This window comes from Pseudomonas sp. NBRC 111140 (assembly GCF_001320885.1).
Classification (GTDB): Bacteria; Pseudomonadota; Gammaproteobacteria; order Pseudomonadales; family Pseudomonadaceae; genus Aquipseudomonas; species Aquipseudomonas putida_P.
This window is the reverse complement of the sequence record NZ_BCBQ01000055.1, coordinates 20,296-41,997: the sequence shown is the minus strand read 5'-3', so window position 1 is coordinate 41,997 and position 21,702 is coordinate 20,296. Positions and strand designations below refer to the sequence as shown.

Below are 21,702 nucleotides of genomic sequence, written 5' to 3'. Positions count from 1 at the left end.
TGGCGCGGATCAGCTCGCTGTCGAGGACCGTCATGCTGCCCGGGACCGCCGCCGGGGATTGTTTCAGGCGTGTGGCGGTCAGAACCTGTGGCAGGTCGGACGTGTCGATGAACAGGTCGTCGGCCACGGCTGGGCCACCGAGCAGGGCAGTCAGTATGAGCAGGCGCGGGTACGGGGGCGTGCCAGGGAACACGGAGCAGCCTTGTATCAGAGTTGAAACAGGCATGGTAACTGACCTTGGCGTATTTGCCAGTGATCTGGGTTACCTGTACTGGTTCTGTAGCAGGCGAGCCGTATAATGGCGGGGTCGCCACTTAACTTTTGGCTTTAACGGATTGGATATGACTGAACAGCAACCTGTTGCAGTTCTGGGAGGCGGCAGCTTCGGCACCGCCGTGGCGAACCTGCTGGCGGAAAACGGTGTGCCAGTGCGCCAATGGATGCGCGACCCGGCGCAGGCCGAGGCCATGCGCGTCAATCGCGAGAATCCGCGCTACCTCAAGGGCATCCGCCTGCACGATGGCGTCGAACCGGTCAACGACCTGCTCGCTACCCTGCAGGCCAGCGAGTTGGTCTTCGTGGCCCTGCCATCGAGCGCGTTGCGCAGCGTGCTGGCACCGCATGCCGAGTTGCTGCGCGGCAAGGGCCTGGTCAGCCTGACCAAAGGCATCGAAGCGCAAAGCTTCAAACTGATGAGCCAGATACTTGAAGAAATCGCCCCCCAGGCGCGCATTGGCGTGTTGTCGGGGCCCAACCTGGCGCGCGAGATCGCCGAACACGCACTGACTGCCACAGTGGTGGCCAGTGAAGACGAAAAGCTGTGCCAGCAGGTGCAGGCCGTGCTGCACGGGCGTACCTTCCGCGTCTACGCCAGTGCCGACCGTTTTGGCGTCGAACTGGGCGGGGCGCTGAAGAACGTCTACGCGATCATCGCCGGCATGGCCGTGGCCTTGGGGATGGGCGAGAACACCAAGAGCATGCTGATTACCCGGGCCTTGGCTGAAATGACGCGCTTTGCTGTCAGCCAAGGTGCCAACCCCATGACCTTCCTCGGCCTGGCCGGTGTCGGTGACCTGATCGTCACCTGCTCCTCGCCCAAGAGCCGCAACTATCAGGTTGGCTACGCGCTGGGCGAGGGGCACAGCCTGGAAGAGGCGGTCAACCGCCTGGGCGAAGTGGCCGAAGGGGTCAACACGCTCAAGGTGCTCAAGGCCAAGGCTCAGGAAGTGCAGGTGTACATGCCGCTGGTGGCTGGCCTGCATGCCATTCTGTTCGAAGGGCGCACCTTGAACCAAGTGATCGAGCACCTGATGCGTGCCGAGCCCAAAACCGATGTCGACTTCATTTCCATCAGCGGTTTCAACTGAGCCCTTGGTGGCTCTGACACAAGCAAGGAGCAACACATGAACGATACGCCCGAACGCGCCCAGCGCGAGTCGATCATCCTGCGGGTCCTGTGGATGCTGGTGTTCCTGGTGGTCTGGCAACTGGCCGAACTGCTGCTGGGTGGCCTGGTGCTGGTCCAGCTGATCTACCGTCTGGTGTACGGCGTGCCCAGTGCCAGCCTGATGAACTTCGGCGATAGCTTGAGCCAGTACCTGGCGCAAATCGGCCGTTTTGGCAGCTTCCACAGCGACCAGAAGCCCTGGCCGTTCGCGGACTGGCCGGCCCCGCGTGCGCCCGAAGGTGAAGCCGCCCATGCCGTGGCCCCGGCCCCACACCCGGTGCGTGACGAGGAACCCAAGCTGTGAAACTGTGGGTGCTGCGCCACGGGGAAGCGGAGCCACGGGCCAGTACCGATGCCGAGCGCCGGCTGACCGCCCATGGCCGCGAGCAGGTGCTGCACAGCGCCGCTCGCCTGCTGGGGCAACCGTTGCAGGCCATCATCGCCAGCCCTTACGTGCGCGCACAGCAGACGGCGGTGCTGGTGCATGACACCCTGGGCTTCGCCGAGCCGGTGCGCACCGTGCCTTGGCTGACGCCCGAGAGTGATGTGCAGCAGGTCATCGGCGAGCTCGAACGCCTGGGGCTTGAGCATGTACTGCTGGTCAGCCACCAGCCGTTGGTGGGCACCTTGGTCGGAGTGCTGGAGCATGGTCACAAGCAGCAGCCGGCAGCCATGAGCACTGCCAGCCTGGCGGAGCTGGAAGGGGATTGGCCACTGGCAGGGCTCATGACGCTTCGGGTGATCAGCTCACCGGGTTGAGCTTGGTGTTGCACGGTGCCCCTGGCCATCAAGAAGGCAACTGGTATTTTTGCCAGTTGCCGCGCTTTATGGCCTCTTGCTAGCGTTGCTCAAAGTCAATCAGGCAGGGAGCAGCGAATGAGCGGTGTGATGCGGGAGCTATTGAGCTCCCTGGACCTGCAACCCACCATAGACCAGGTTGATCAGGGTACTTCGCTGGATTTCGCGCAATACAGCCTGCTGCGCGAATCGGCCGACGCCAAGCTTTACCACCTGATGCACACGGTAAACGGCAACCTCGAACTGGAACCTGCTGTCAGGCAGCAAAGCGAGCTGGACCTGCGCGCCCTGCAGGACGCCTGCATACGTGTCTCCCACCTGTTGCAAACCAGTTGCCTGGCCTTGCGCCGGCTGCAACTGGACTATCACGACCAGCGCCTGGCCCGCGAAGCGCTGGAGAGCCAACTGGCCTACATGCAAGCCTGCCTGCGCCGTTCGCTGAGCAGCTTCGACCGCTCGGCATGACCTGATAGCCCTCGCCGATGACCTTTACGGACATTGCCGAACCGCACCGGGATGCCGACAATAGGCCATCACTCCCGTGCGGACCTGGCGCCATGTCGCAGCAGATCTTCTTCGCCCATGCCAATGGTTTCCCCTCGGCCACCTACGGCAAGCTGTTCGCAGCGCTGGCGCCGGACTATCAGGTGCAGCACCTGGCCCAGCACGCGCATGATCCGCGTTTTCCGGTGGACGAAAACTGGCAAAGCCTGGTCGATGAGCTGTTGCATCACCTGGCGCAACAGGATCAGCCCATCTGGGGCGTCGGCCATTCGCTGGGTGGGGTGCTGCACCTGCACGCCGCCTTGCGCTGCCCCGAGTACTACCGTGGGGTGGTGATGCTCGATTCCCCCGTGCTCACCCGTGCCGACCAGTGGCTGCTGCGCACTGCCAAGCGCTTGGGCTTCATCGACCGAATCACCCCCGCCGGGCGCACCTTGGGGCGCCGCGAAACCTTCAAGGACCGTGACAGCGCCCGGGACTATTTCGCCGGCAAGTCACTGTTCCGCCATTTCGATCCCGACTGCCTCGACGCTTATGTAGAGCACGGCCTGCAGGCCGTGGAGCAGGGCCTGCAGTTGCGCTTCGACCCGGCTACGGAAATCAGCATCTACCGCAGCATCCCTCATACCAGCCCAGCCCCCGCACGGCAGTTGCAGGTGCCGCTGGCCATGGTGCGTGGCGACCGTAGCAATGTCATTCGCCGCCACCATACCCTGGCAGTGCGCGGCATGCTCAAAGGTGAATACCACAGCGTACCGGGTGGGCACATGTTCCCGCTGGAGCGCCCGGCCGACACCGCCAGCCTGATCAAGGGGCTGTTCGACCGCTGGAGCCAGGCATGAGCGCGCAGGTCGAGGAAATCCGCCTGAGCCTGGGCCATATCGAACTGGCTGCGCACTTGTTCGGCCCTGAAGACGGGCTGCCAGTGATTGCCTTGCATGGCTGGTTGGACAACGCCAATAGCTTCGCCCGCCTGGCGCCGCGACTGAAAGGGCTGCGCATCGTCGCCCTGGACCTGGCCGGGCACGGTTACTCGGAGCACCGCCCGCTTGGCGCCGGTTACGCCCTGGCCGACTATGCCCATGATGTGCTGCGCGTTGCCGAGCAGTTGGGTTGGCAGCGTTTCGCCCTGCTTGGCCATTCGCTTGGCGCAATCATTTCGGTACAACTGGCCGGTGCCTTGCCCGACCGGGTCAGCCACCTGGCGTTGATCGACGGTGTCATCCCCCCGACCGGCGCCGAGCAGGATGCAGGCGAGCGCTTGGGGATGGCACTGCAGGCCCAGTTGCGGCTGGATGGCAAGCGCAAGTCGGTGTACGCGACACTGGAGGATGGTGTGCATGCCCGGATGAAAGGCATGGTCGCGGTCAGCCGTGAGGCGGCCGAGCTGCTGGCCCAGCGTGGCCTTATGCCGGTGCCCGGTGGCTACAGCTGGCGTAGCGACAGCCGCCTAACACTGCCATCACCGGTGCGCCTGAGTGAAGCACAGGCCATGGCCCATGTGCGTCGGGTGAGCTGCCCGGCGCAGTTGCTGGTGGCTGCCGACGGCATGCTGGCGCGCCACACGGCGCTACTGGAGCAGCTACCCTTTGAGCAGGTGACGCTGCCCGGCGGCCATCACCTGCACCTGAACGATGAGCAGGGCGCGGCCCTTGTCGCAGACTGTATCAATCGCTTCTTTGGCTTTGCTTGACTTGCACCGGACAAGTGTCGAGGCTTGGCGGGTTGAACAGGGAGACAACCATGCAACTGCCAGACATCCTGGAGCTTCTTTCCGGCGCTAAGCGCCGCCTGGTTCGCCAATGAGCGCGCCTGTTGCCATCCGTAACGCCATCACCGCCTGCCTGGCGTTCGCCAGCCCCCTATTGTGGGCCGGCGGCTTGCCGGTACCGCAGGACGCCAAGGTTGTCGACCAGCGTCCGGCCGTGGAGCAGGAGCGCGTCTACCCGATGGGCCCGCTACGCAAGATCAGTGGTCGCCTGCGGGTCGACGACAAGGTCGAGAGCCGTGGCCAAGTCAGCTCGGTGACCTACGAGTTGCCCGTCGAGCGTACTGCCCGCGAAGCCTTCACCAGTGCCCGCGAAGAACTGCAGCGCGACGGTGGCTACCCATTGTTCTGGTGCCAGGGGCGCGATTGCGGTGAGGCTAGCCTGTGGGCCAACGACGTGTTCGCCAATGCCCGCCTCAACGGTGGCGACGAGCAGCAGGCGTTCATCCTGCTACGCCGCTCCGCGGACGAGGCCGACACCCTGGTTGCGCTGTACAGCGTTACCCGTGGCAACCGCCGTGCCTACCTGCATGTGGAAGAGTTCGTCGCCGGCAGCCCGCTGGGCGAGCTGCTGCCTACCGCCGCCACGGTGCTGCGCGAAATGCGCGACACCGGCAAGCTCGACTACCCTGACCTTGCTGCGCCGCAAGACACCTGGGTGAACCTGCTGGCCCGCAGCCTGAACCTCGACAGCACCTTGCGCGCCAGCCTCAGCGGCGCCCAGGCCGAAGCCTGGCGCGAGGCGCTGATCAAGGCCGGGGTGCGCAATGGCCGTCTTGAAGTCGGCAGTGCGCCTACAGACGGCCTGCACCTTGAACTGATCCGTTGAACGAGCGCCACCATGGTTAACAATGATCGCCTGCTGGTCCAGATTCTGCTGCTGGCGTTGCTGGGTGCCGGCCTTTGGGTGATGGCGCCCTTCATTTCGGCGTTGCTGTGGGGGGCCATCCTGGCCTTTGCCAGTTGGCCGTTGATGCGCCTGCTGACGCGCTTGCTGGGCGGACGTGAGACGCTGGCGGCCAGCCTGCTGACCACGGCCTGGATCCTGATCGTGGCACTGCCGTTGGTGTGGCTAGGGTTCAACCTGGCCGATCATATTCGCGATGCCACGGCGTTTGTACGTGACGTGCAGGTCGACGGCTTGCCCGAAGCGCCGGCCTGGCTGGGAGGCATTCCGTTCGTCGGTGAGCGCCTGGTCAACTGGTGGCAATCGCTCGACCAACAGGGCGCGGCCTTGCTCGCTTCGGCCAAGCCATACTTCGGGCAGGTGGGCAACTGGTTGCTGGCGCGCAGCGCACAGATCGGCAGCGGTGTGCTGGAACTGACCCTGAGCCTGGTGTTCGTGTTCTTCTTCTACCGCGACGGGCCACGCCTGGCGGCCTTCGTATTGCGCTTGCTGCACCGGCTGATGGGCGAGCGTGCCGAGTATTACCTGCAACTGGTTGCCGGCACCGTGCAGCGGGTGGTCAACGGGGTGATCGGCACGGCGGCCGCACAGGGCCTGCTGGCGCTCATCGGCTTCCTGATCGCCGGGGTGCCCGGGGCGATCGTGCTGGGCCTGGTGACCTTCATGCTCAGCCTGATCCCCATGGGCCCGCCACTGGCCTGGATCCCGGCCACCGGTTGGCTGGTGTGGAAGGGCGAGTACGGCATGGCGGTGTTCCTGGGTATCTGGGGTACCTTCGTCATCAGCGGCGTGGACAACGTGCTCAAGCCCTACCTGATCAGCCGTGGCGGCAACCTGCCGCTGGTGATCGTGTTGCTGGGCGTGTTCGGTGGCTTGCTTGCCTTTGGCTTCATTGGCTTGTTCATCGGGCCGACCTTGCTGGCGGTCGGTTACAGCCTGCTGCTGGACTGGAGCCGTAACGCCGCACAGCAGCCACCCCAGCAGTAAGCTTGTACCGGCCCCTTCGTGGATAACCCCGCGAAGAGGCCGGTACAGGTAGCCCAAAGAAGCTGATCTTTACGCATTCTTTATACCCACCCTTACCCCTCGATCTCGCCCCTTTACACCCCTCCCACGGACAATTTCCCCAAAGCGGCCCAAGCCGCATACGGGGAGAACGACACATGAACATGCTCGACGGGCTGTCACTGCTGCTGGCGGTGGCATTGGCGTTTTACCTGCTGGTGGCGCTGCTGCGCGCCGATCGCAGCTAGGGAGCGGCCATGCACAGTTACGATTTCGCCTTGCTCCTGGCATTCTTCGCCATCGTGCTGCTACCGGCACCTTGGCTCGGGCGGTTCTACTTCAAGGTCATGGAAGGCCAGCGTACCTGGCTTTCGCCGCTGCTGGGCCCGGTCGAACAGGTCTGTTATCGGCTGGCGGGTGTGAACGCCAGCCAGGAGCAGAACTGGCGGCAGTACACCCTGGCCCTGCTGGTGTTCAACCTGGCCGGCTTCCTGCTGTTGTTCGCCGTGCTGCTGTTGCAGGGCTACCTGCCATTGAACCCGCAGCACCTGCCTGGCCAGGAATGGTCGTTGGCGTTCAACACCGCAGTCAGCTTCGTCACCAACACCAACTGGCAAGCCTACAGCGGTGAGGCGTCGGTCAGCTACTTGAGCCAGATGCTTGGCCTGACCGTGCAGAACTTCGTCAGTGCTGCCACCGGCCTGGCCGTGCTGGTTGCCTTGTGCCGTGGTATTGCCCGGCGCAGCGCAACGACGCTGGGCAATTTCTGGGTCGACATGACCCGCGCTACCCTGTACGGCTTGCTGCCGCTGTGCCTGCTGTTGGCGCTGTTGCTGGTATGGCAGGGCGTGCCACAGACCTTTGCCGATTACGCCCACGCGCTGACCTTGCAAGGTGCTGACCAGACCATTCCGTTGGGCCCTGCCGCCAGCCAGATCGCCATCAAGCAACTGGGCACCAATGGTGGCGGCTTCTTCGGTGTCAATTCGGCGCACCCCTTCGAGAACCCCACGGCCTGGAGCAACCTGTTCGAAGTGGCGTCGATCATCCTCATTCCGGTGGCCTTGGTGTTCACCTTCGGCCATTACGTGAAGGACCTGCGCCAAAGCCGTGCCATCCTCGCCTGCATGCTGGCGCTGTTTCTGATCGGCGGCGGCACGGCGCTGTGGTCCGAGCACCAACCCAACCCGGCGCTGGAAAGCGCCCAGGTGCAGCAGGCAGCGCCCATGGAGGGTAAGGAAAGCCGCTTCGGCACCACCGGCTCGGTGTTGTGGACGGTAACCACCACCGCTGCCTCCAACGGCTCGGTCAACGCCATGCATGACAGCCTCAACCCGCTGACCGGCATGGTGGCCATGGTCAACATGATGGTTGGCGAGGTGATTTTCGGCGGTGTTGGCGCCGGGTTGTACGGCATGCTGCTGTTTGTGCTGATTGCAGTGTTTCTGGCCGGGCTGATGATTGGCCGTACCCCGGAGTACCTGGGCAAGAAGCTGCAGGCCCGTGAGGTGCAGTTGCTGGTGGCAACCCTGCTGGTGATGCCGGTCGGCGTGCTGGTGCTCGGCGCCATCGCCGCCAGCCTGCCTGGCCCTGCGGGGGCGGTCAGCAACCCAGGCGCGCATGGCTTCAGCCAGCTGCTGTATGCCTACACCTCGGGCACCGCCAACAACGGCTCGGCCTTCGCCGGCTTTGCTGCCAACACGGTGTACCACAACCTGATGATCGGCCTGGCCATGCTCATCGGCCGCTTTGGCTACATCCTGCCAATCCTGGCTTTGGCCGGCAGCCTGGCGGCGAAAAAAAGCGCGCCGCAGGGGCAGAACAGCTTCCCCACCCACGGCCCGCTGTTCACCGGCCTGCTGCTGGTGACCATCCTGCTGGTCGGTGGCCTGACCTTCCTGCCGACCCTGGCCCTTGGGCCAATCGCCGAACACCTGAGCCTGGGTTTTTGAGGACCGATCATGAACATGCCCATTCCTGAAGTGAACACCCGGCACAGTGCCAAGGACCAGACCCGCTTCGCCGCGCTATGGCGCCCGGCGCTGGTGCAGGCATTCGTCAAGCTCGACCCGCGCCAGCTAAAACGTTCGCCGGTGATGCTGGTGGTGGCCCTGACTGCGGTGCTGACCACCGTGCTGTGCTTCGCCCCCGGTGGTGGCGTGAGTACTGGCGTTGCCGTGCAGATCGCCCTGTGGTTGTGGTTTACCGTGCTGTTCGCCAACTTCGCCGAAGCCCTCGCCGAAGGCCGGGGCAAGGCCCGCGCTGACAGCCTCAAGGCTGGCAGCCAAGGCCTGACCGCTCAGCGACGCCAGCGTGATGGCAGCTTTGAGACGGTCGCTGCCAGCGCGCTGCGCAAGGACGACGTGGTACGTGTGGTAGCCGGCGAGATGATCCCCGGTGACGGCGAAGTGCTTGAAGGCATCGCGGCCGTGAACGAGGCCGCCATTACCGGCGAGTCCGCGCCCGTGATCCGCGAATCCGGCGGCGACCGCTCGGCGGTGACCGGCAATACGCGGCTGGTCTCCGACTGGCTGCTGATTCGCATCACCAGCAACCCGGGCGAGTCGACCCTGGACCGCATGATCGCCCTGGTCGAAGGCGCCAAGCGGCAGAAGACCCCGAACGAAATCGCCCTCGACATCCTGCTGATCGGCCTGACCCTGATCTTCCTGATCGTGGTGGTGACCTTGCAGCCGTTCGCTCACTTCGTGGGTGGCAGCCTGCCGCTGATCTTCCTGGCCGCGCTGCTGGTGACGCTGATCCCCACCACCATCGGCGGCCTGCTATCGGCCATCGGCATCGCCGGCATGGACCGGCTGGTGCGGCTGAACGTCATCGCCCGCTCGGGCCGCGCGGTCGAGGCGGCCGGTGACGTGCACACGCTGATGCTCGACAAGACCGGCACCATCACCTTCGGCAACCGCCGCTGCAGCGCGTTGCATGCTGCACCGGGCATTACCGCCCGCGAGCTGGGGGAGGGCGCTTTGCTGGCCTCGCTGGCCGACGACACTGCCGAAGGCAAGTCGATTGTCGAATACCTGCGCCAGTTGCATGACTTTGTCGAACCGCCTGCCGGGCAGTTCGAAGCCGTGGCCTTCAGTGCCGAGACCCGCCTGTCGGGCATCGACTTCCAGCAGCATCGCTACCGCAAGGGCGCCGTCGATGCGGTGCTGGCATTCGTTGGCATGCAACGCCTGGAAATGCCCCCGGCGCTGGCCCGCGAAGTGGAGCGCATCGCCCAAAGCGGCGGTACGCCATTGCTGGTGTGCATCGATAAACGCCTGCTGGGTGTCATTCACCTCAAGGACGTGGTCAAGCCTGGTATCCGCGAGCGCTTCGCCGAGCTGCGCAAGCTGGGCATTCGCACGGTGATGGTGACCGGCGACAACCCGCTGACCGCCGCAGCCATCGCCGCCGAAGCGGGGGTGGATGATGTGTTGGCCGAGGCCACGCCCGAGAAGAAGCTGGCGCGCATTCGCCAGGAGCAGAATGACGGCCGCCTGGTGGCCATGTGCGGTGACGGCGCCAACGACGCCCCGGCACTGGCCCAGGCTGATGTCGGCATGGCCATGAACGATGGCACCCAGGCCGCGCGTGAGGCGGCGAACATGGTCGACCTGGACAGCGACCCGACCAAGCTGCTGGACGTGGTGCAGGTTGGCAAGGAGTTGCTGGTCACCCGTGGTGCGTTGACCACGTTCTCCATTGCCAACGACGTGGCCAAGTACTTCGCCATCCTACCGGCGCTGTTCGCTGCCATTTACCCACAGCTGGGCGTGCTCAACCTGATGCACCTGGCCAGCCCGCAGAGCGCGATCCTGTCGGCCATCGTGTTCAACGCGCTGATCATCATCGTGCTGATTCCACTGGCGCTGCGAGGTGTGCGGGTGCAGGCCGCCAGTGCGGCGCACCTGCTGCGGCGCAACCTGCTGGTCTACGGGCTGGGCGGCATCGTGGTGCCGTTTGCCGGCATCAAGCTGATCGACCTGCTGCTCAATGCACTGAACCTGGTCTGAGGAGGCCGCCATGAATGCTTATGTTCGCCCGGCGTTGAGCTTGGCTTTGTTGATGACGTTGCTGACTGGCGTGCTGTATCCGCTGGCGGTGACGGGTGTTGCCCAGGTCGCCTTCCCGAACCAGGCCAACGGTAGCCTGGTGCGCGATAAGCATGGCCAGGTGCGGGGGTCGGCACTGATCGCCCAGGATTTCCAGGGCGATGGCTGGTTCCATTCGCGGCCTTCGGCAGGTGCTTACGCTACCGTCGCCAGCAGCGCCAGCAACTTGTCGCCAAGCAACCCGGCGCTGGCTGAGCGGGTGAAGGGCGATGCGGCTACGTTGTTCCAGGCACAGCAGGTGCCCGTGCCGCAGGCGCTGCTCACCACCTCGGGCAGCGGCCTTGATCCACACCTGCCGCCGGAGGCTGTGGCCTACCAGATCCCGCGTGTGGCGGCGGCACGGCAGCTGCCGGTGGAGCGCTTGCAAGCCTTGCAGGAAGAGGCCACCCTCCACCCATTGATCGGCCCGCCGGTGGTCAATGTGCTGGCGTTGAACCAGAAGATCGAGCAACTGAGCCACTGATATTTGGGCCGCTTTGCGGCCCGGTTTTGGTCGACGGTGGCAAATCCTGAAGGATGAAACATGAGTGATTCCGCCCGCGCAGACGCGCTGTTGGCTAACCTTGCGCGAACCGGCCGGGGCCGGCTGAAGGTGTTCCTTGGCGCCGCCCCCGGTGTCGGCAAGACGTTCGCCATGCTCCAGGCCGCACACGCCCAGCAGCGTCAGGGCGTGCAAGTGCTGGCTGGCGTTGTCGAAACCCACGGCCGCGCCGAAACCGAAGCGCTGCTTGCCGGCCTTCAGCAACAGCCCTTGCTGCGCAGCCAGTACCGTGGCGTCACCCTTGAGGAAATGGACCTCGACGGCCTGCTCCAAGCCTCACCGGCCTTGGCCCTGGTCGACGAACTGGCCCACACCAACGCCCCCGGCAGCCGCCACGCCAAGCGCTGGCAGGACGTGCAAGAGTTGCTGGCCGCCGGTATCGACGTGTACACCACGGTCAACGTCCAGCACCTGGAAAGCCTCAACGACAAGGTGCGCGACATTACGGGCGTGCAAGTGCGCGAAACGCTGCCGGACTGGGTGCTGCAGGAAGCCTTCGAGTTGGTGCTGATCGACCTGCCCCCGCGCGAGCTGCTCGAACGCCTGCGCGAAGGCAAGGTGTATGTGCCCGAGCAAGCGCGTGCGGCCATCGACGCGTACTTCTCGCAAACCAACCTCACCGCCCTGCGCGAACTGGCCATGCAGACCGCCGCTGCTCAGGTCGACGCTGACCTGGCCCACGGCTATCGCCAGCGCGGCCAGGAAGCCCCGGCCTTGCGCGGGCGGTTACTGGTAGGCGTGGACGGCGATGACCAGGCCGAACGCCTGGTGCGTCATGCCAGCCGTGTGGCTCAGCGCCGCCACCTGCCCTGGAGCCTGGTGCATGTGGACAACGGCCGCCTGCGTGACGAAACCGCGCGGCATCGTTTGCAGGCCGCGCAGCAACTGGCCGAACGTCTGGGTGGGGAGGTGGTACTGCTGCGTGCTGGCGAAGTGGCGCGCACGTTGATCCAGCATGCTGCCGAGCGGCGGGCCAGTCTGGTGCTGGTCGGGCAGTCCCGCGACCGCCTGCGTCGGCGGCTGTTCGGGGCCGGTGTGGCGGCGCGGCTGCTGCGTGAAAGCCATGGCCTGGAAGTCAACGTGCTGGACCGCGACATGCAGCCGCCAGCGCCGCGTTCGGCGGTGCGGCGGGTATGGGTGTGGCGCCATTATCTGCTGGCGCTGCTGGCCACCGTGATGGCGGCGGGCCTGGCCTGGGCAGTGTCGAGCGTACTGGCGCTGCCCAACATCTCACTGGTGTTCCTGGCGGCAGTGTTGCTGGTGGCGGTGCGCAGCAGCCTGGGGCCTGCGTTGGCCTGCGCCGCGCTGTCGTTCCTGACTTACGATTTTCTGTTCATCCCGCCCAACTTCTCGTTCAGCATCCAGCGCGAAGAAGATGTGCTGACCCTGGTGTTCTTCCTGCTGATGGCCGCGCTCACCGGCAACCTGGCCGCGCGCCAGCGCCGCCAGTTGCAGGCACTGCGCGAGACCCAGGCGCAGACCAGCCAGTTGCTCGACCTGTCGCGTCGGCTGACGGTGGCCACCGATCGCCAAGCCGTGTTCAATGCCGCCGGCCAACATCTGGACGGCTGGCAGGACATGCAGGTGTGCCTACTTGAGCGCAATGCCGAAGGCCAGCTGGAAGTGGCCAGCGGCGAAGCCCACGCCCTCAGTGACACCGAACGGGCTGCCGCCGACTGGGCCTGGCAGCACGGCCAGGCCGCTGGCCATGGCAGCGACACCTTGCCCAATGGCCGCTGGTGGTGGTGGCCGCTGGCGGTGGACGAACAACCTCTGGCGCTGCTGGGCGTGCGCCCGCGCAACGGGCAGCCGCTCAGCGACCCACGCCGGCGCCTGCTCACCGCCCTTGGCCAGCCACTGGCCCAGGCCCTGGCCCGCGCTCGCCTGGCCGAACAACTGGAGGCCGCGCGCCTGCACGGCGAAACCGAGCAACTGCGCAGCGCCTTGCTGGCCTCGGTATCCCATGACTTGCGTACACCGTTGACCGCCATGCGTGGCAGCATCGACAGCCTGCTGGCGTTGGGCGAGGCGATCCCGGCTGAAGACCGCCGCGAGCTGTTGGAAGGCACCCGTAACGAGGCCGAACGCCTTGACCGCTACATCCAGAACCTACTGGACATGACCCGCCTGGGCCACGGTGGCCTCAAGCTGGCCCGCGACTGGGTAGCCCCGGCGGACATCGTCGGTAGCGCGCTTAACCGCCTGCGCGTGGTGCTGGCACCGCTGCGGGTGCACACCGACGTACCGGCCGAGCTGCCGTTGCTGTTCGTACATGCGGCGCTGATCGAACAGGCGCTGGTCAACGTGCTGGAAAACGCCGCACGCTTCTCCCCGACCCAGGGTCGCCTTGAGCTGCAGGTGGCCGTGCAGGATGACCAGTTGCGCTTTACCGTCCGCGATCAGGGCCCCGGCATTCCCGTCGCCGACCGCGAGAAGATCTTCGACATGTTCTACACCGCTGCTCGGGGCGACCGAGGCGGGCAGGGCACCGGGCTGGGCCTGGCGATCTGTCAGGGCATGATCGGCGCGCATGGCGGGCAGATTCTGGTGGGCGAAGGCATCGATGGCCAGGGCACCGGCATCACTCTATGCTTGCCGCTACCTCCTCAACCTGAAGCCGAAAGCGAAACCCCATGAGCCAGTCCGCCACGCTGTTGGTCATCGACGATGAACCGCAGATCCGCAAGTTCCTGCGCATCAGCCTGGCTTCGCAAGGCTACAAAGTGCTCGAAGCCGCTACCGGCGAGGAAGGGCTGGCCCAGGCAGCTTTGGGCAAGCCGGACCTGGTGGTGCTCGACCTGGGGCTGCCGGACATGGACGGCCAGCAGGTGCTGCGTGAACTGCGCGAGTGGAGCGCGGTGCCGGTGATGGTGTTGTCGGTGCGTGCCAGTGAAGTGCAAAAGGTGGATGCGCTGGACGGCGGCGCCAATGACTATGTGACCAAGCCGTTCGGTATCCAGGAGTTTCTCGCGCGGGTGCGGGCCTTGCTGCGCCAGGTGCCACAGGCCGGCGGCTCGGAGGTGGCGGCGAGCTTTGGGCCGCTGACCGTGGACTTCGCCTTTCGCCGGGTGACTATTGACGGTGTGGAAGTGGCGTTGACGCGCAAGGAGTATGCCTTGCTGGCGCTGTTGGCCGGGCACCCTGGGCGTGTGATCACCCAGCAGCAACTGCTCAAGGATATCTGGGGGCCGACGCATGTGGAGGACACTCATTACTTGCGGATCGTCGTAGGGCATTTACGGCAGAAGCTGGGGGATGACCCCACGGCGCCAAGGTTTATCATCACCGAAGCGGGAGTGGGGTACAGGTTGGTGGCGCCGGCCGCATAAACCGAAATTATACGGACAGTGCCAATTCAGGGCGCTGTTCTCGACTCCAGGGCCAAGGAGCGTCGGCTTCCTAACGAGTTGTAGGATATTTCGCTTTAGCACAAGGCAACCCCTGGCAGGCGCTACGCGAACAACTCGTTCACCGCACGCGACGCTTCATCAATAGCCGCATGCGCATAGGCCTCCCAGGCCGCATCAGAGTTGGCTATGGCCACATTGCCGACCTTCTGGCGGGCGAGGTTCATCAGCTTTTCACTCTCTTCTTCGTCATCGAACAGGCTGTTGGCGAAGTACGAGTAACCGTGTGGCCAACGGTTGATGGTAATGGCCTGAACATCCTTGTGATAGTCAAAGCCGGCCGGCCCCAGCATGGCCTGTAGCTGGTCACGCACCATGCCCTCCATCTGCTCGAAGTTCATGGCGTACAGCTTGCTGCGGCCGACGCGGGCCTGGCTACGAGCATCCATGCTTGCGTTGGGCGTGGTCGGTACGTAGACCATGTGCAGGCCTATGGGCTGGTCGGGGTCGCGTGGATGGCTGTAGCCGCCGATGTCCACCGGATAATCCAGCTTGACGCGGCTGTAGGGCTGGTTCGGGGCGTAGATTTCGTGCACGCCCAATTTCATGAAGCTGTGCCAGTTGCGAATCACCACCTTGGTGTACACCAGCGGGAACTTCACGTTCTGCGCCAAGGCGTGGGCCTGCTCGGTGCAGAGGTCGCGCAGCAGGTAGGGGATCATCATGTTGTAGCAGGCCAGTATGCAGTGCTTGCCGTGTACACGGTGCAGCTGGCCGGCCCGGCTGTAGCCGATGTCGACGCCACCGTTGCGGTTGCCGACGCTGACTGCGGTGCTGTTCAGGCGCAGGCGTACCGGGCTTTGTGCCACGTCCAGCCTGGCGTAATCGAAGGGCGCCAGGACAATGTCGTTCATGTCGTTGCCGGGTGCTACAGCGGGGATCAGGCTACGCACCAGTAGCCGTGCCAGCGAGGCGTTGCCGTCGGGGAAGTGATAGATGTAGGGCTCTTCCATTTCTGCTTTCAGCGCTTCGCTGACCGGCGCAAGCCCCATGGCGGCAAAGCCGGGGAAGCCCACGCCATAGGCGTCGGCGGCGGCCACGGCATCGATGCTCAGCGCGGAAAAGTCGTTGGTGCGGCTGAGGAAGTAGCGCGCTGCCGCTTCGCTCAGGCCGACGTCTTTGCGCAGGAAGTCCTGATAGCTGGTCTTGGCCAGATAGGCCTCTTTCTGTTCCAGGGTTTTGCCCGCCAGGTAGTCTCTGGGTGCTTCGTGCAGATCGATCAATGCCTGGCGGTCGGCCTCGGGCAGTGGGAAGTCGCCAATGAACGCACGCCAGCTGCGCGCGTTGAGTTTGTCCGGGGCAATGTCGTCGGCGACCATGGGCGTCGGATCGCCACTGACCAGCTTCGCTTCGCCGAAGCCGGCCTTGTCGAAGAATACGCCACGAGACAAGCCGAGGTTGGGGTAAAAGTTGCGGTCGAAGGCGGTCTGGAAGCGGTCCACGTCCACGTTCAGTCGTTTGAGCAGGCCGTTCACCGTAGCGCTGTAAAGGTGCTTGGGCGACTGGAAGGCTTCGCTGCCGCCGTAGCCAAGGATCATCTGGCTTCCCGCCTGGAATTCGTTGCGCTTGGCATGGCCGCCGAAGTCGTCGTGGTTCTCGATGATCAGCACGCGCGCGGTTGGGTGCTGCTGCCGATAGAACCAGGCTGCGGACAAGCCGCTGATGCCCGCGCCGACCACCACCAGATCGTACTGCTCCTCAATCTTCAGGCTGCTGGTGTCGAATACTTTCTTTTCCCAGCCCATCTGGTGCGCAACTTCGAATGCACCGGGGTGGCTGCCGCGCAGCCCGGTGAGGGCGGGCGGGTAGTAGCGGCCGGAAGGCGCGGCCTGGAGTATTTGCAATGGGGTGAGCCCGGCACCGATGGTGAGGGCTACGCCATTGAGGAAGTCGCGTCGAGTGATGGTCATGTCAGTGTCCTTACTGGGTAACCTTTGGTTTGCTCGAAGCGTAGTCGGGTATGGCTCAGGACCTTGGGGATTCTGTTTCAAAGCATTGGCGCATGACGTCCAGGTAACGCCTGGCGCCCAGGCCCAACGGCCGCGACTTTATCCAGATGATGTCCACCCACAAGCGCAGGCGGCTGGCCATGTTGTCAAAGCGTACCTCGGCCAGTGCGCCCGAAGCGATCAGCGGTTCAACCAGTGGCTGCGGCAGGTAGGCCCAGCCCAGCCCTGACTGCACCAGGTCCAGCGTGGCCAGGTAGCTGTCGGTCAGCCAGATGCGCCGCGACAGCACCATGCGCGGGTCTGACCCGGTGGCCTTGCCCGAGGCCACGATGATCTGCCGTTGTTCGGCGAAGGCCTCTTCAGGCAGAGGCGTACCGCTGTTTTGCCCGGCAGGATGGCGCGGTGAGGCGACGGCCACCAGCAATTGGCTGCCGGCTTCGAGGAATGACTCGCGCTCGTCGATGCCGGGCCGTTCGAACACCAGCGCCAACTGCACACTGCCGTCATGCAGCAGGCGAATGGCTTCGGTCTGGGTGGCGGAGCGCACTTCGATTTCCAGGCTGGGGAATTCCTGGGCGAGGACTTCCAGCGGCTGGCTCCAGCGGCCGGTCTGCAACTCGGGCGCCATGGCGATGGTCAGGCGTTTTTCCAGGCCCTTGTGCAATTGCAGGGCTTGGGCGTCGAGCAGGTTGAGTTGGCAGATCACCTGCCTGGCTTGGGGTTCCAGTGCCAGGGCGGCACTGGTGGGTAAGGCTTTGCGTGTGGCGCGGTCGAACAATGGCAGGTCCAGCTCCGCTTCCAGCTGGGCGATCGCCATGCTCACGGCCGAAGGTACACGGCCCAATTTGCGGGCGGCGGCGGAGAACGAGCCGGCATCCAGCACCGCGAGGAATATTGCCAGGGAGTCGCTGCTAAAGGCCATTGTCAGTAAACCTGATGATGATCATCTTTTATTGCTAGAAATTATGAACATTAATGCACATTCAGGACAGTCCCCTCATGGAGAAGCGCGTGCACAGACCAACCGCTTGGCATGTCACTCACTGGAGTACAGACCCGTTCAGCCTCGGTGCCTACAGTGCCCTGTTGCCTGGGGGGACGCCGCAGCATCGGAGTGCCTTGGGCCAAGTGCTGAACGAGCGCTTGGTCATTGCCGGAGAAGCCTGTAACGCCACTGCGCCGGCGATGACACATGGCGCTTGGGATGATGGGCTGCGTGCCGCCGAGGCAGCCTTGAGGGCCGGCGCGCGCAAGGTGATCGTGATTGGTGCGGGCTGTGCAGGCCTGGCCGCCGCGCAACGCTTGCGGGCGTGGGGTATCGATTGCACGGTGCTGGAGGCACGTGGGCGAACAGGTGGGCGCACGCACACGGTCGAGTTGGGCGGCGTGAAAGCGGATGAAGGTGCGGCATGGCTTCAGCATTTCGCCGAGAATCCATTGGCCGCCGTTGCGCAGCAACATGGGTTGGCTTGTGTCGAGACCGACTTCAGTTTCCCGCTTGCAGCAGCAAGCGGTGGAGAGTTGCCGGATGTCGACGCGGCCTGGGACGCCTTGACCCAGCAGCTTGACCGGCGACTGCCTTTGTCTGAGGCGATCAACCGCTACATGGCCACACTCGACCCTGTGCACGCGCGCGCCGCTCAGTTCGCCATCGACGCCAACCTTGTACTGGAAGCATGTTTGCCCGTGGAGCAACTGTCGGTCAGTGCCCTGGACGAGGAGGGTGTCGGGCATGGCGATTGGATGCTGCCAGGTGGTTACAGCGAGCTTGTCGACTTGCTGGCGAAGGATCTGGATATCCGTCTGAACACGCCGGTCACGCAGATAGACTGGTCGAGCGCGCGCGTCAAGGTGAACGATGAGGTATGCGATTTCTGCATTTGCACAGTCCCTGTAGGGGTATTGAAAGCGTTGCATTTCATTCCCGCGCTACCTGTAACTCAGCGACAAGCGCTGGCTCATCTGGGGATGGGCATGCTGGAAAAGGTGATTTTGCAGTTCGAAGAGCGCTGGTGGCCATGCTCACCCTCCGGCTACCTGCGCTGGTACGACGTACCTGCCAGCTGGGGCGAATGGCTTGACCTGACCGATGCCGTGGGCAAGCCTGCCATTGCCGGGCTGATTGCCGCCGATGCGATCGAGCGGCAGTTCAGTGGGCGTACTGATGAGCAGATTGCCATTGCAGCAACTGAGGCGTTGCAGGCGTGGGCCGCGGCGATTCGGTCCACGCCTTGATACTTACAGCCCTTCGCCCAGCACCCTGTCGATGCAGTCGACAAAGTAGTCCACACTCGCTCGGCTGGTGCACATCGGTGGCTTGATCTTGAGAATGTTCAGGTAGTCGCCGGTCGGTTGCATGAAGATGCCAAGGTCACGCAGCCGATTGCACAGCGTCATGGTTTCTTCGGTGGCCGGTTCCAGGGTTGCGCGGTCGCGCACCAGCTCCAGTCCCAGGTAGAAACCCGAGCCATGTGCCGCGCCGGCCAGCGGGTACTTGTCGACCAGGGCCTGCAGACGGGCCTTGAAGTAGCTCCCGGTGTCGCGGGCGTTGTCCCACAGGCCTTCCTCCTGCATCACGTCCAGTACCGCCATGCCGATGCGGCAGCTGACCGGGCTGCCACCGGCCGAGGAGAAGAAGTAACCCTCGGCCTCCAGCGCCTCGGCGATTTCACGGCGGGTGATGACCACGCCCAGCGGCTGGCCGTTGCCCATGCCCTTGGCCATGGTAATGATGTCGGGCACCACGCCTTGTTCTTCGAACCCCCAGAAGTACTCGCCCAGGCGGCCATAGCCCACCTGCACTTCGTCGGCGATGCACACGCCACCTCGGGCGCGGACCTTGGCATAGGCGTCGCGCAGGTAGCCTGCGGGCAACGAGATGCCGCCGGCATTGCCGTACACCGGTTCGCAGATGATACCCGCCAACTGGCGGCCTCGGGCGTCCAGGGCAGCCAGCTTGGCGTCGACGTCCTGCAGGTAGTCGGCGGCGCTGTCGGCACCGCGGAAACGCCCCCGGAACGTGTTCGGCGCCTCGACCGGGTGTACCCAGTCCGGGCGGGTTTCCAGGGCTTGCGGGTTGTCGGCGATGGAGGTGGAAATGGCATCGGTGGCCACCGACCAGCCGTGGTAGGCCTCCAGTACGCTGAGCAGGTCACGCCCGCCGCTGTAGGCCCAGGCCAGGCGAATCGCCAGGTCGTTGGCTTCGGTGCCGCTGTTGACCATGAAGACCCTGTCGAAACCGTCGGGGGCCAGGTCCAGCAGGCGTTCGGAGAATTCGGTGATCGCCGCGTAGTGGAAGCGTGAGTTGGTGTTCAGCAGCGACCACTGCCGCGCCGACTCGGCGGCCATGCGCGGGTGGCCGTGGCCCAGTACCGCGACATTGTTGAGCATGTCCAGGTACGAGCGGCCCTGCATGTCGATCAAGTAGTTGCGCCAGCCGCGCTCGATGTGTGGAGGTTGCGCGTAGTAGTGCTTCTGCGAGCGGGCGAAGCTGGCATCGCGGCGGGCCAATAGTGCTTGTGGGTCGGGCAGCGGATCGGCATCGCAATCGAAGCCTAGCAGCGCGGCTGGCGACGGGCACAGGGCCAGCCAGGCAGCAGCTTGGGACGGCGTGGCGAAGAACGACGGCTGGACGCCGTTGTCCAGGCACAACTGCACGCTGAGGAAGCCACAACTGCGGCCCAGGGACTGGCCTTTTTCTACGGCCTGGCCGTCTGCCGGAGCGTCCTCCAGGCCCTGCAGCCACAAAGCCCAGTGCGTGGTGCGCAGGCAGCCACGGCCGTCGCCATGGCGCTGCCAGATGCCGGTTTCCGGCGCCTGCACCTGGGAGCCGTTGGCCACGTGCAGCTCAACGCCGAGGGCGCAGGTGGCGGGCTCTTCAGGGCGATCAATATGGGTTTGCGAAAGGCGATATTGCCCGTGCAGGCTGCAGGCCGGAGCGGCCTGCAACGTCAGCAGGTGCTGGTCGAAACCGGGTTGCTCCCAGTTTCCGGCCTCGCAATATGTGCTGAGCACCCCCAGGTCTACCCGTGTTACAGCCTGCCCGGCCAGTTCGGGGAGCAAGGGGGCGCAACCGCTCAAGTCCGGCGCCTTGGGTTGCAGGCCCGCAGCCTGCAGGATAGCGGCTTCCATCAGCGCGAAAGGCACAGCGGTGGCGGTGTCGAAGATTTCCCATTCATGGGCGACGTTGTCGCGGGTGTATTGGTTGCCCGGGTCCACGGCAAGTTGTTGCGCGCTGCTCAGCACCAGCACTGCGGCGCGATTGAGCACCAGTGGCCAGAGGGCACGTACTTCGGCTTCGGTCAGTGGGTTGAGCGCCTGGTAGGCACTGATTGCCGGCAGGATCCGCAGCGGGTCGCCTTCGGCGTGGTGCAGCAGCGCCGCGCAAGTCACCGACAGGTCGGCGATGCGCCAGGTACGCAGCAGGTCGCCGAAGTCGATCACCCCTTGCAACTGCCACTGGCGTTCGCCATCGCGGGCCCACACGGTGTTGTCGTCGGTGATGTCCAGGTGCACCGCCTGGCTTGGCAGTTGATTGACCAGGGGCGCCAGATGCTCGGCTGCCAGCTGGGTAGCCTGTTCGATGCGGGCGCGTTGCTCGGTATTCTGCAGCACGGGCAACAGGTGCTGGATCAGCGCCTGGGCATGTTGCGGGTCCCATTGCAGTGTGCGTGCAAGGCCGGGGTGGTCGAAGTCGACCAAGGCCTTGTCCAGCTTCGCGCAAAGCCCGCCCAGTTCAGCCATCAGACGTGGCGCCATGTGCTTGAGGCGGGTCAGCGGCTGACCTTCGATGTACTCGAGCAGGCGTATGCGCAGTGGTTGCCCGTCCAAGTCCAGTGTCAGCAACCCCTGGTCATCGAGGGCTGGGCGTACGGCCGGCACCGGCAAGCCCTGATTGCGCAGGAAGGCCAGGGCGGCGTGCTGCGCCTCCAGTTCCAGTTGCGCGTAGCTGCCATGGCAAGCCTTGAGTACAAAGCCGCCTTGTGGCGTGGTCACGCGGAAATTCAGGTCTTGCTGGCTGCCTAGCGCGGTCAGGTTGCCGGCAATGCCATAGTGCTTCTGTAGCACGGCGTGTGCCTGGGTTTCGCTGAGCGAAGGGCTGGGCAGGCCAGAACGCTGGATCAGCGTGGCCAGGGCAGGGGAGGCGGGCGGGTGCTGTGGGCTGGACATTAGGCTCTACCGTTGCTGCTGGGGGTTGACGGTGGAGAATTTATGCCCGATTCGGCTGACGATGGAAGACGATTGTTTTCAGAATTTCTGAC

Annotated in this window: 18 protein-coding genes and 1 pseudogene; 15 read left to right on the top strand and 4 right to left on the bottom strand. The window is 64.6% G+C overall.

What is annotated here, in order from left to right:
- A pseudogene (locus APH42_RS17870) lies at positions 1–226 on the bottom strand (TonB-dependent receptor); the annotation flags it as partial.
- 115 nt (positions 227–341) lie between these two features.
- Here APH42_RS17870 and APH42_RS17865 point away from each other — a divergent pair.
- The 14 genes from APH42_RS17865 (at position 342) to APH42_RS17800 (ending at position 14,414) form a co-directional block, all read left to right on the top strand.
- Entirely contained in the window at positions 342–1,367 is a 1,026-nt protein-coding gene (locus APH42_RS17865; protein WP_060493908.1) for an NAD(P)H-dependent glycerol-3-phosphate dehydrogenase, read from the top strand.
- A 36-nt stretch (positions 1,368–1,403) separates the two neighbouring features.
- Positions 1,404–1,751 carry a DUF4389 domain-containing protein gene (locus APH42_RS17860; protein ID WP_060493907.1) on the top strand — a complete coding sequence of 116 codons (348 nt, stop codon included), beginning with the start codon at positions 1,404–1,406 and terminating at the stop codon, positions 1,749–1,751.
- Positions 1,748–2,206 (top strand): phosphohistidine phosphatase SixA, encoded by a 459-nt coding sequence (gene sixA, locus APH42_RS17855; RefSeq protein WP_060493906.1) that lies wholly within the window; start codon positions 1,748–1,750, stop codon positions 2,204–2,206. The genes APH42_RS17860 and sixA overlap by 4 nt, the downstream gene beginning before the upstream one ends.
- A 129-nt stretch (positions 2,207–2,335) precedes the next feature.
- On the top strand, positions 2,336–2,710 hold the full coding sequence (locus APH42_RS17850) for a hypothetical protein (protein WP_041166758.1): 375 nt from the start codon (positions 2,336–2,338) through the stop codon (positions 2,708–2,710).
- A 92-nt stretch (positions 2,711–2,802) separates the two neighbouring features.
- Positions 2,803–3,591, top strand: a complete 789-nt coding sequence (locus tag APH42_RS17845; protein ID WP_060493905.1) for an alpha/beta fold hydrolase — start codon at positions 2,803–2,805, stop codon at positions 3,589–3,591.
- Positions 3,588–4,442, top strand: coding sequence for an alpha/beta hydrolase (locus tag APH42_RS17840; protein WP_012273331.1), 855 nt, complete (start codon positions 3,588–3,590; stop codon positions 4,440–4,442). The genes APH42_RS17845 and APH42_RS17840 overlap by 4 nt, the downstream gene beginning before the upstream one ends.
- A 109-nt stretch (positions 4,443–4,551) precedes the next feature.
- Positions 4,552–5,346, top strand: coding sequence for a DUF4892 domain-containing protein (locus tag APH42_RS17835; protein WP_012273330.1), 795 nt, complete (start codon positions 4,552–4,554; stop codon positions 5,344–5,346).
- A 12-nt stretch (positions 5,347–5,358) separates the two neighbouring features.
- The gene (locus APH42_RS17830; protein ID WP_012273329.1) at positions 5,359–6,411 is read left to right on the top strand and encodes an AI-2E family transporter; all 1,053 of its coding nucleotides are present in this window, start codon (positions 5,359–5,361) and stop codon (positions 6,409–6,411) included.
- 176 nt (positions 6,412–6,587) lie between these two features.
- Positions 6,588–6,677, top strand: a complete 90-nt coding sequence (kdpF, locus tag APH42_RS17825) for a K(+)-transporting ATPase subunit F (protein ID WP_003251485.1) — start codon at positions 6,588–6,590, stop codon at positions 6,675–6,677.
- Positions 6,678–6,686: 9 nt separating this feature from the next.
- Positions 6,687–8,381, top strand: coding sequence for a potassium-transporting ATPase subunit KdpA (gene kdpA, locus APH42_RS17820; RefSeq protein WP_012273328.1), 1,695 nt, complete (start codon positions 6,687–6,689; stop codon positions 8,379–8,381).
- Between the two features lie 9 nt (positions 8,382–8,390).
- Complete coding sequence (kdpB, locus tag APH42_RS17815; protein ID WP_060493904.1) at positions 8,391–10,445, top strand: potassium-transporting ATPase subunit KdpB; 2,055 nt, start codon at positions 8,391–8,393, stop codon at positions 10,443–10,445.
- Positions 10,446–10,455: 10 nt separating this feature from the next.
- Positions 10,456–11,007 carry a potassium-transporting ATPase subunit KdpC gene (kdpC, locus tag APH42_RS17810; protein ID WP_060493903.1) on the top strand — a complete coding sequence of 184 codons (552 nt, stop codon included), beginning with the start codon at positions 10,456–10,458 and terminating at the stop codon, positions 11,005–11,007.
- A gap of 60 nt (positions 11,008–11,067) precedes the next feature.
- Complete coding sequence (locus tag APH42_RS17805) at positions 11,068–13,722, top strand: sensor histidine kinase KdpD (RefSeq protein WP_060493902.1); 2,655 nt, start codon at positions 11,068–11,070, stop codon at positions 13,720–13,722.
- Entirely contained in the window at positions 13,719–14,414 is a 696-nt protein-coding gene (locus APH42_RS17800) for a response regulator (protein ID WP_060493901.1), read from the top strand. The genes APH42_RS17805 and APH42_RS17800 overlap by 4 nt, the downstream gene beginning before the upstream one ends.
- Before the next feature lie 122 nt (positions 14,415–14,536).
- Here APH42_RS17800 and APH42_RS17795 read toward each other — a convergent pair whose 3' ends face one another.
- Positions 14,537–16,402 carry an NAD(P)/FAD-dependent oxidoreductase gene (locus APH42_RS17795; RefSeq protein ID WP_060493900.1) on the bottom strand — a complete coding sequence of 622 codons (1,866 nt, stop codon included), beginning with the start codon at positions 16,400–16,402 and terminating at the stop codon, positions 14,537–14,539.
- A gap of 55 nt (positions 16,403–16,457) precedes the next feature.
- Positions 16,458–17,363 (bottom strand): LysR family transcriptional regulator, encoded by a 906-nt coding sequence (locus tag APH42_RS17790; protein WP_012273322.1) that lies wholly within the window; start codon positions 17,361–17,363, stop codon positions 16,458–16,460.
- A gap of 77 nt (positions 17,364–17,440) precedes the next feature.
- Between APH42_RS17790 and APH42_RS17785 the strand changes: the two genes are divergently transcribed.
- Complete coding sequence (locus APH42_RS17785; RefSeq protein WP_060493899.1) at positions 17,441–18,676, top strand: NAD(P)/FAD-dependent oxidoreductase; 1,236 nt, start codon at positions 17,441–17,443, stop codon at positions 18,674–18,676.
- Positions 18,677–18,679: 3 nt separating this feature from the next.
- Here APH42_RS17785 and APH42_RS17780 read toward each other — a convergent pair whose 3' ends face one another.
- A complete protein-coding gene (locus APH42_RS17780; RefSeq protein WP_060493898.1) occupies positions 18,680–21,610 on the bottom strand; it encodes an aminotransferase in 2,931 nt (976 codons plus the stop codon).
- Positions 21,611–21,702 lie beyond the last annotated feature (92 nt).

Bases quoted from the DNA above. Each gene is read 5' to 3' on its own strand.
- kdpC (WP_060493903.1), top strand. From the start codon at position 10,456: ATGAATGCTTATGTTCGCCCGGCGTTGAGCTTGGCTTTGTTGATGACG.
- APH42_RS17785 (WP_060493899.1), top strand. From the start codon at position 17,441: ATGGAGAAGCGCGTGCACAGACCAACCGCTTGGCATGTCACTCACTGG.
- APH42_RS17840 (WP_012273331.1), top strand. From the start codon at position 3,588: ATGAGCGCGCAGGTCGAGGAAATCCGCCTGAGCCTGGGCCATATCGAA.
- kdpF (WP_003251485.1), top strand. From the start codon at position 6,588: ATGAACATGCTCGACGGGCTGTCACTGCTGCTGGCGGTGGCATTGGCG.
- APH42_RS17835 (WP_012273330.1), top strand. From the start codon at position 4,552: ATGAGCGCGCCTGTTGCCATCCGTAACGCCATCACCGCCTGCCTGGCG.
- APH42_RS17830 (WP_012273329.1), top strand. From the start codon at position 5,359: ATGGTTAACAATGATCGCCTGCTGGTCCAGATTCTGCTGCTGGCGTTG.
- kdpA (WP_012273328.1), top strand. From the start codon at position 6,687: ATGCACAGTTACGATTTCGCCTTGCTCCTGGCATTCTTCGCCATCGTG.
- kdpB (WP_060493904.1), top strand. From the start codon at position 8,391: ATGAACATGCCCATTCCTGAAGTGAACACCCGGCACAGTGCCAAGGAC.
- APH42_RS17790 (WP_012273322.1), bottom strand. From the start codon at position 17,363: ATGGCCTTTAGCAGCGACTCCCTGGCAATATTCCTCGCGGTGCTGGAT.
- APH42_RS17865 (WP_060493908.1), top strand. From the start codon at position 342: ATGACTGAACAGCAACCTGTTGCAGTTCTGGGAGGCGGCAGCTTCGGC.
- APH42_RS17795 (WP_060493900.1), bottom strand. From the start codon at position 16,402: ATGACCATCACTCGACGCGACTTCCTCAATGGCGTAGCCCTCACCATC.
- APH42_RS17800 (WP_060493901.1), top strand. From the start codon at position 13,719: ATGAGCCAGTCCGCCACGCTGTTGGTCATCGACGATGAACCGCAGATC.
- APH42_RS17780 (WP_060493898.1), bottom strand. From the start codon at position 21,610: ATGTCCAGCCCACAGCACCCGCCCGCCTCCCCTGCCCTGGCCACGCTG.
- APH42_RS17860 (WP_060493907.1), top strand. From the start codon at position 1,404: ATGAACGATACGCCCGAACGCGCCCAGCGCGAGTCGATCATCCTGCGG.
- APH42_RS17845 (WP_060493905.1), top strand. From the start codon at position 2,803: ATGTCGCAGCAGATCTTCTTCGCCCATGCCAATGGTTTCCCCTCGGCC.
- APH42_RS17850 (WP_041166758.1), top strand. From the start codon at position 2,336: ATGCGGGAGCTATTGAGCTCCCTGGACCTGCAACCCACCATAGACCAG.
- APH42_RS17805 (WP_060493902.1), top strand. From the start codon at position 11,068: ATGAGTGATTCCGCCCGCGCAGACGCGCTGTTGGCTAACCTTGCGCGA.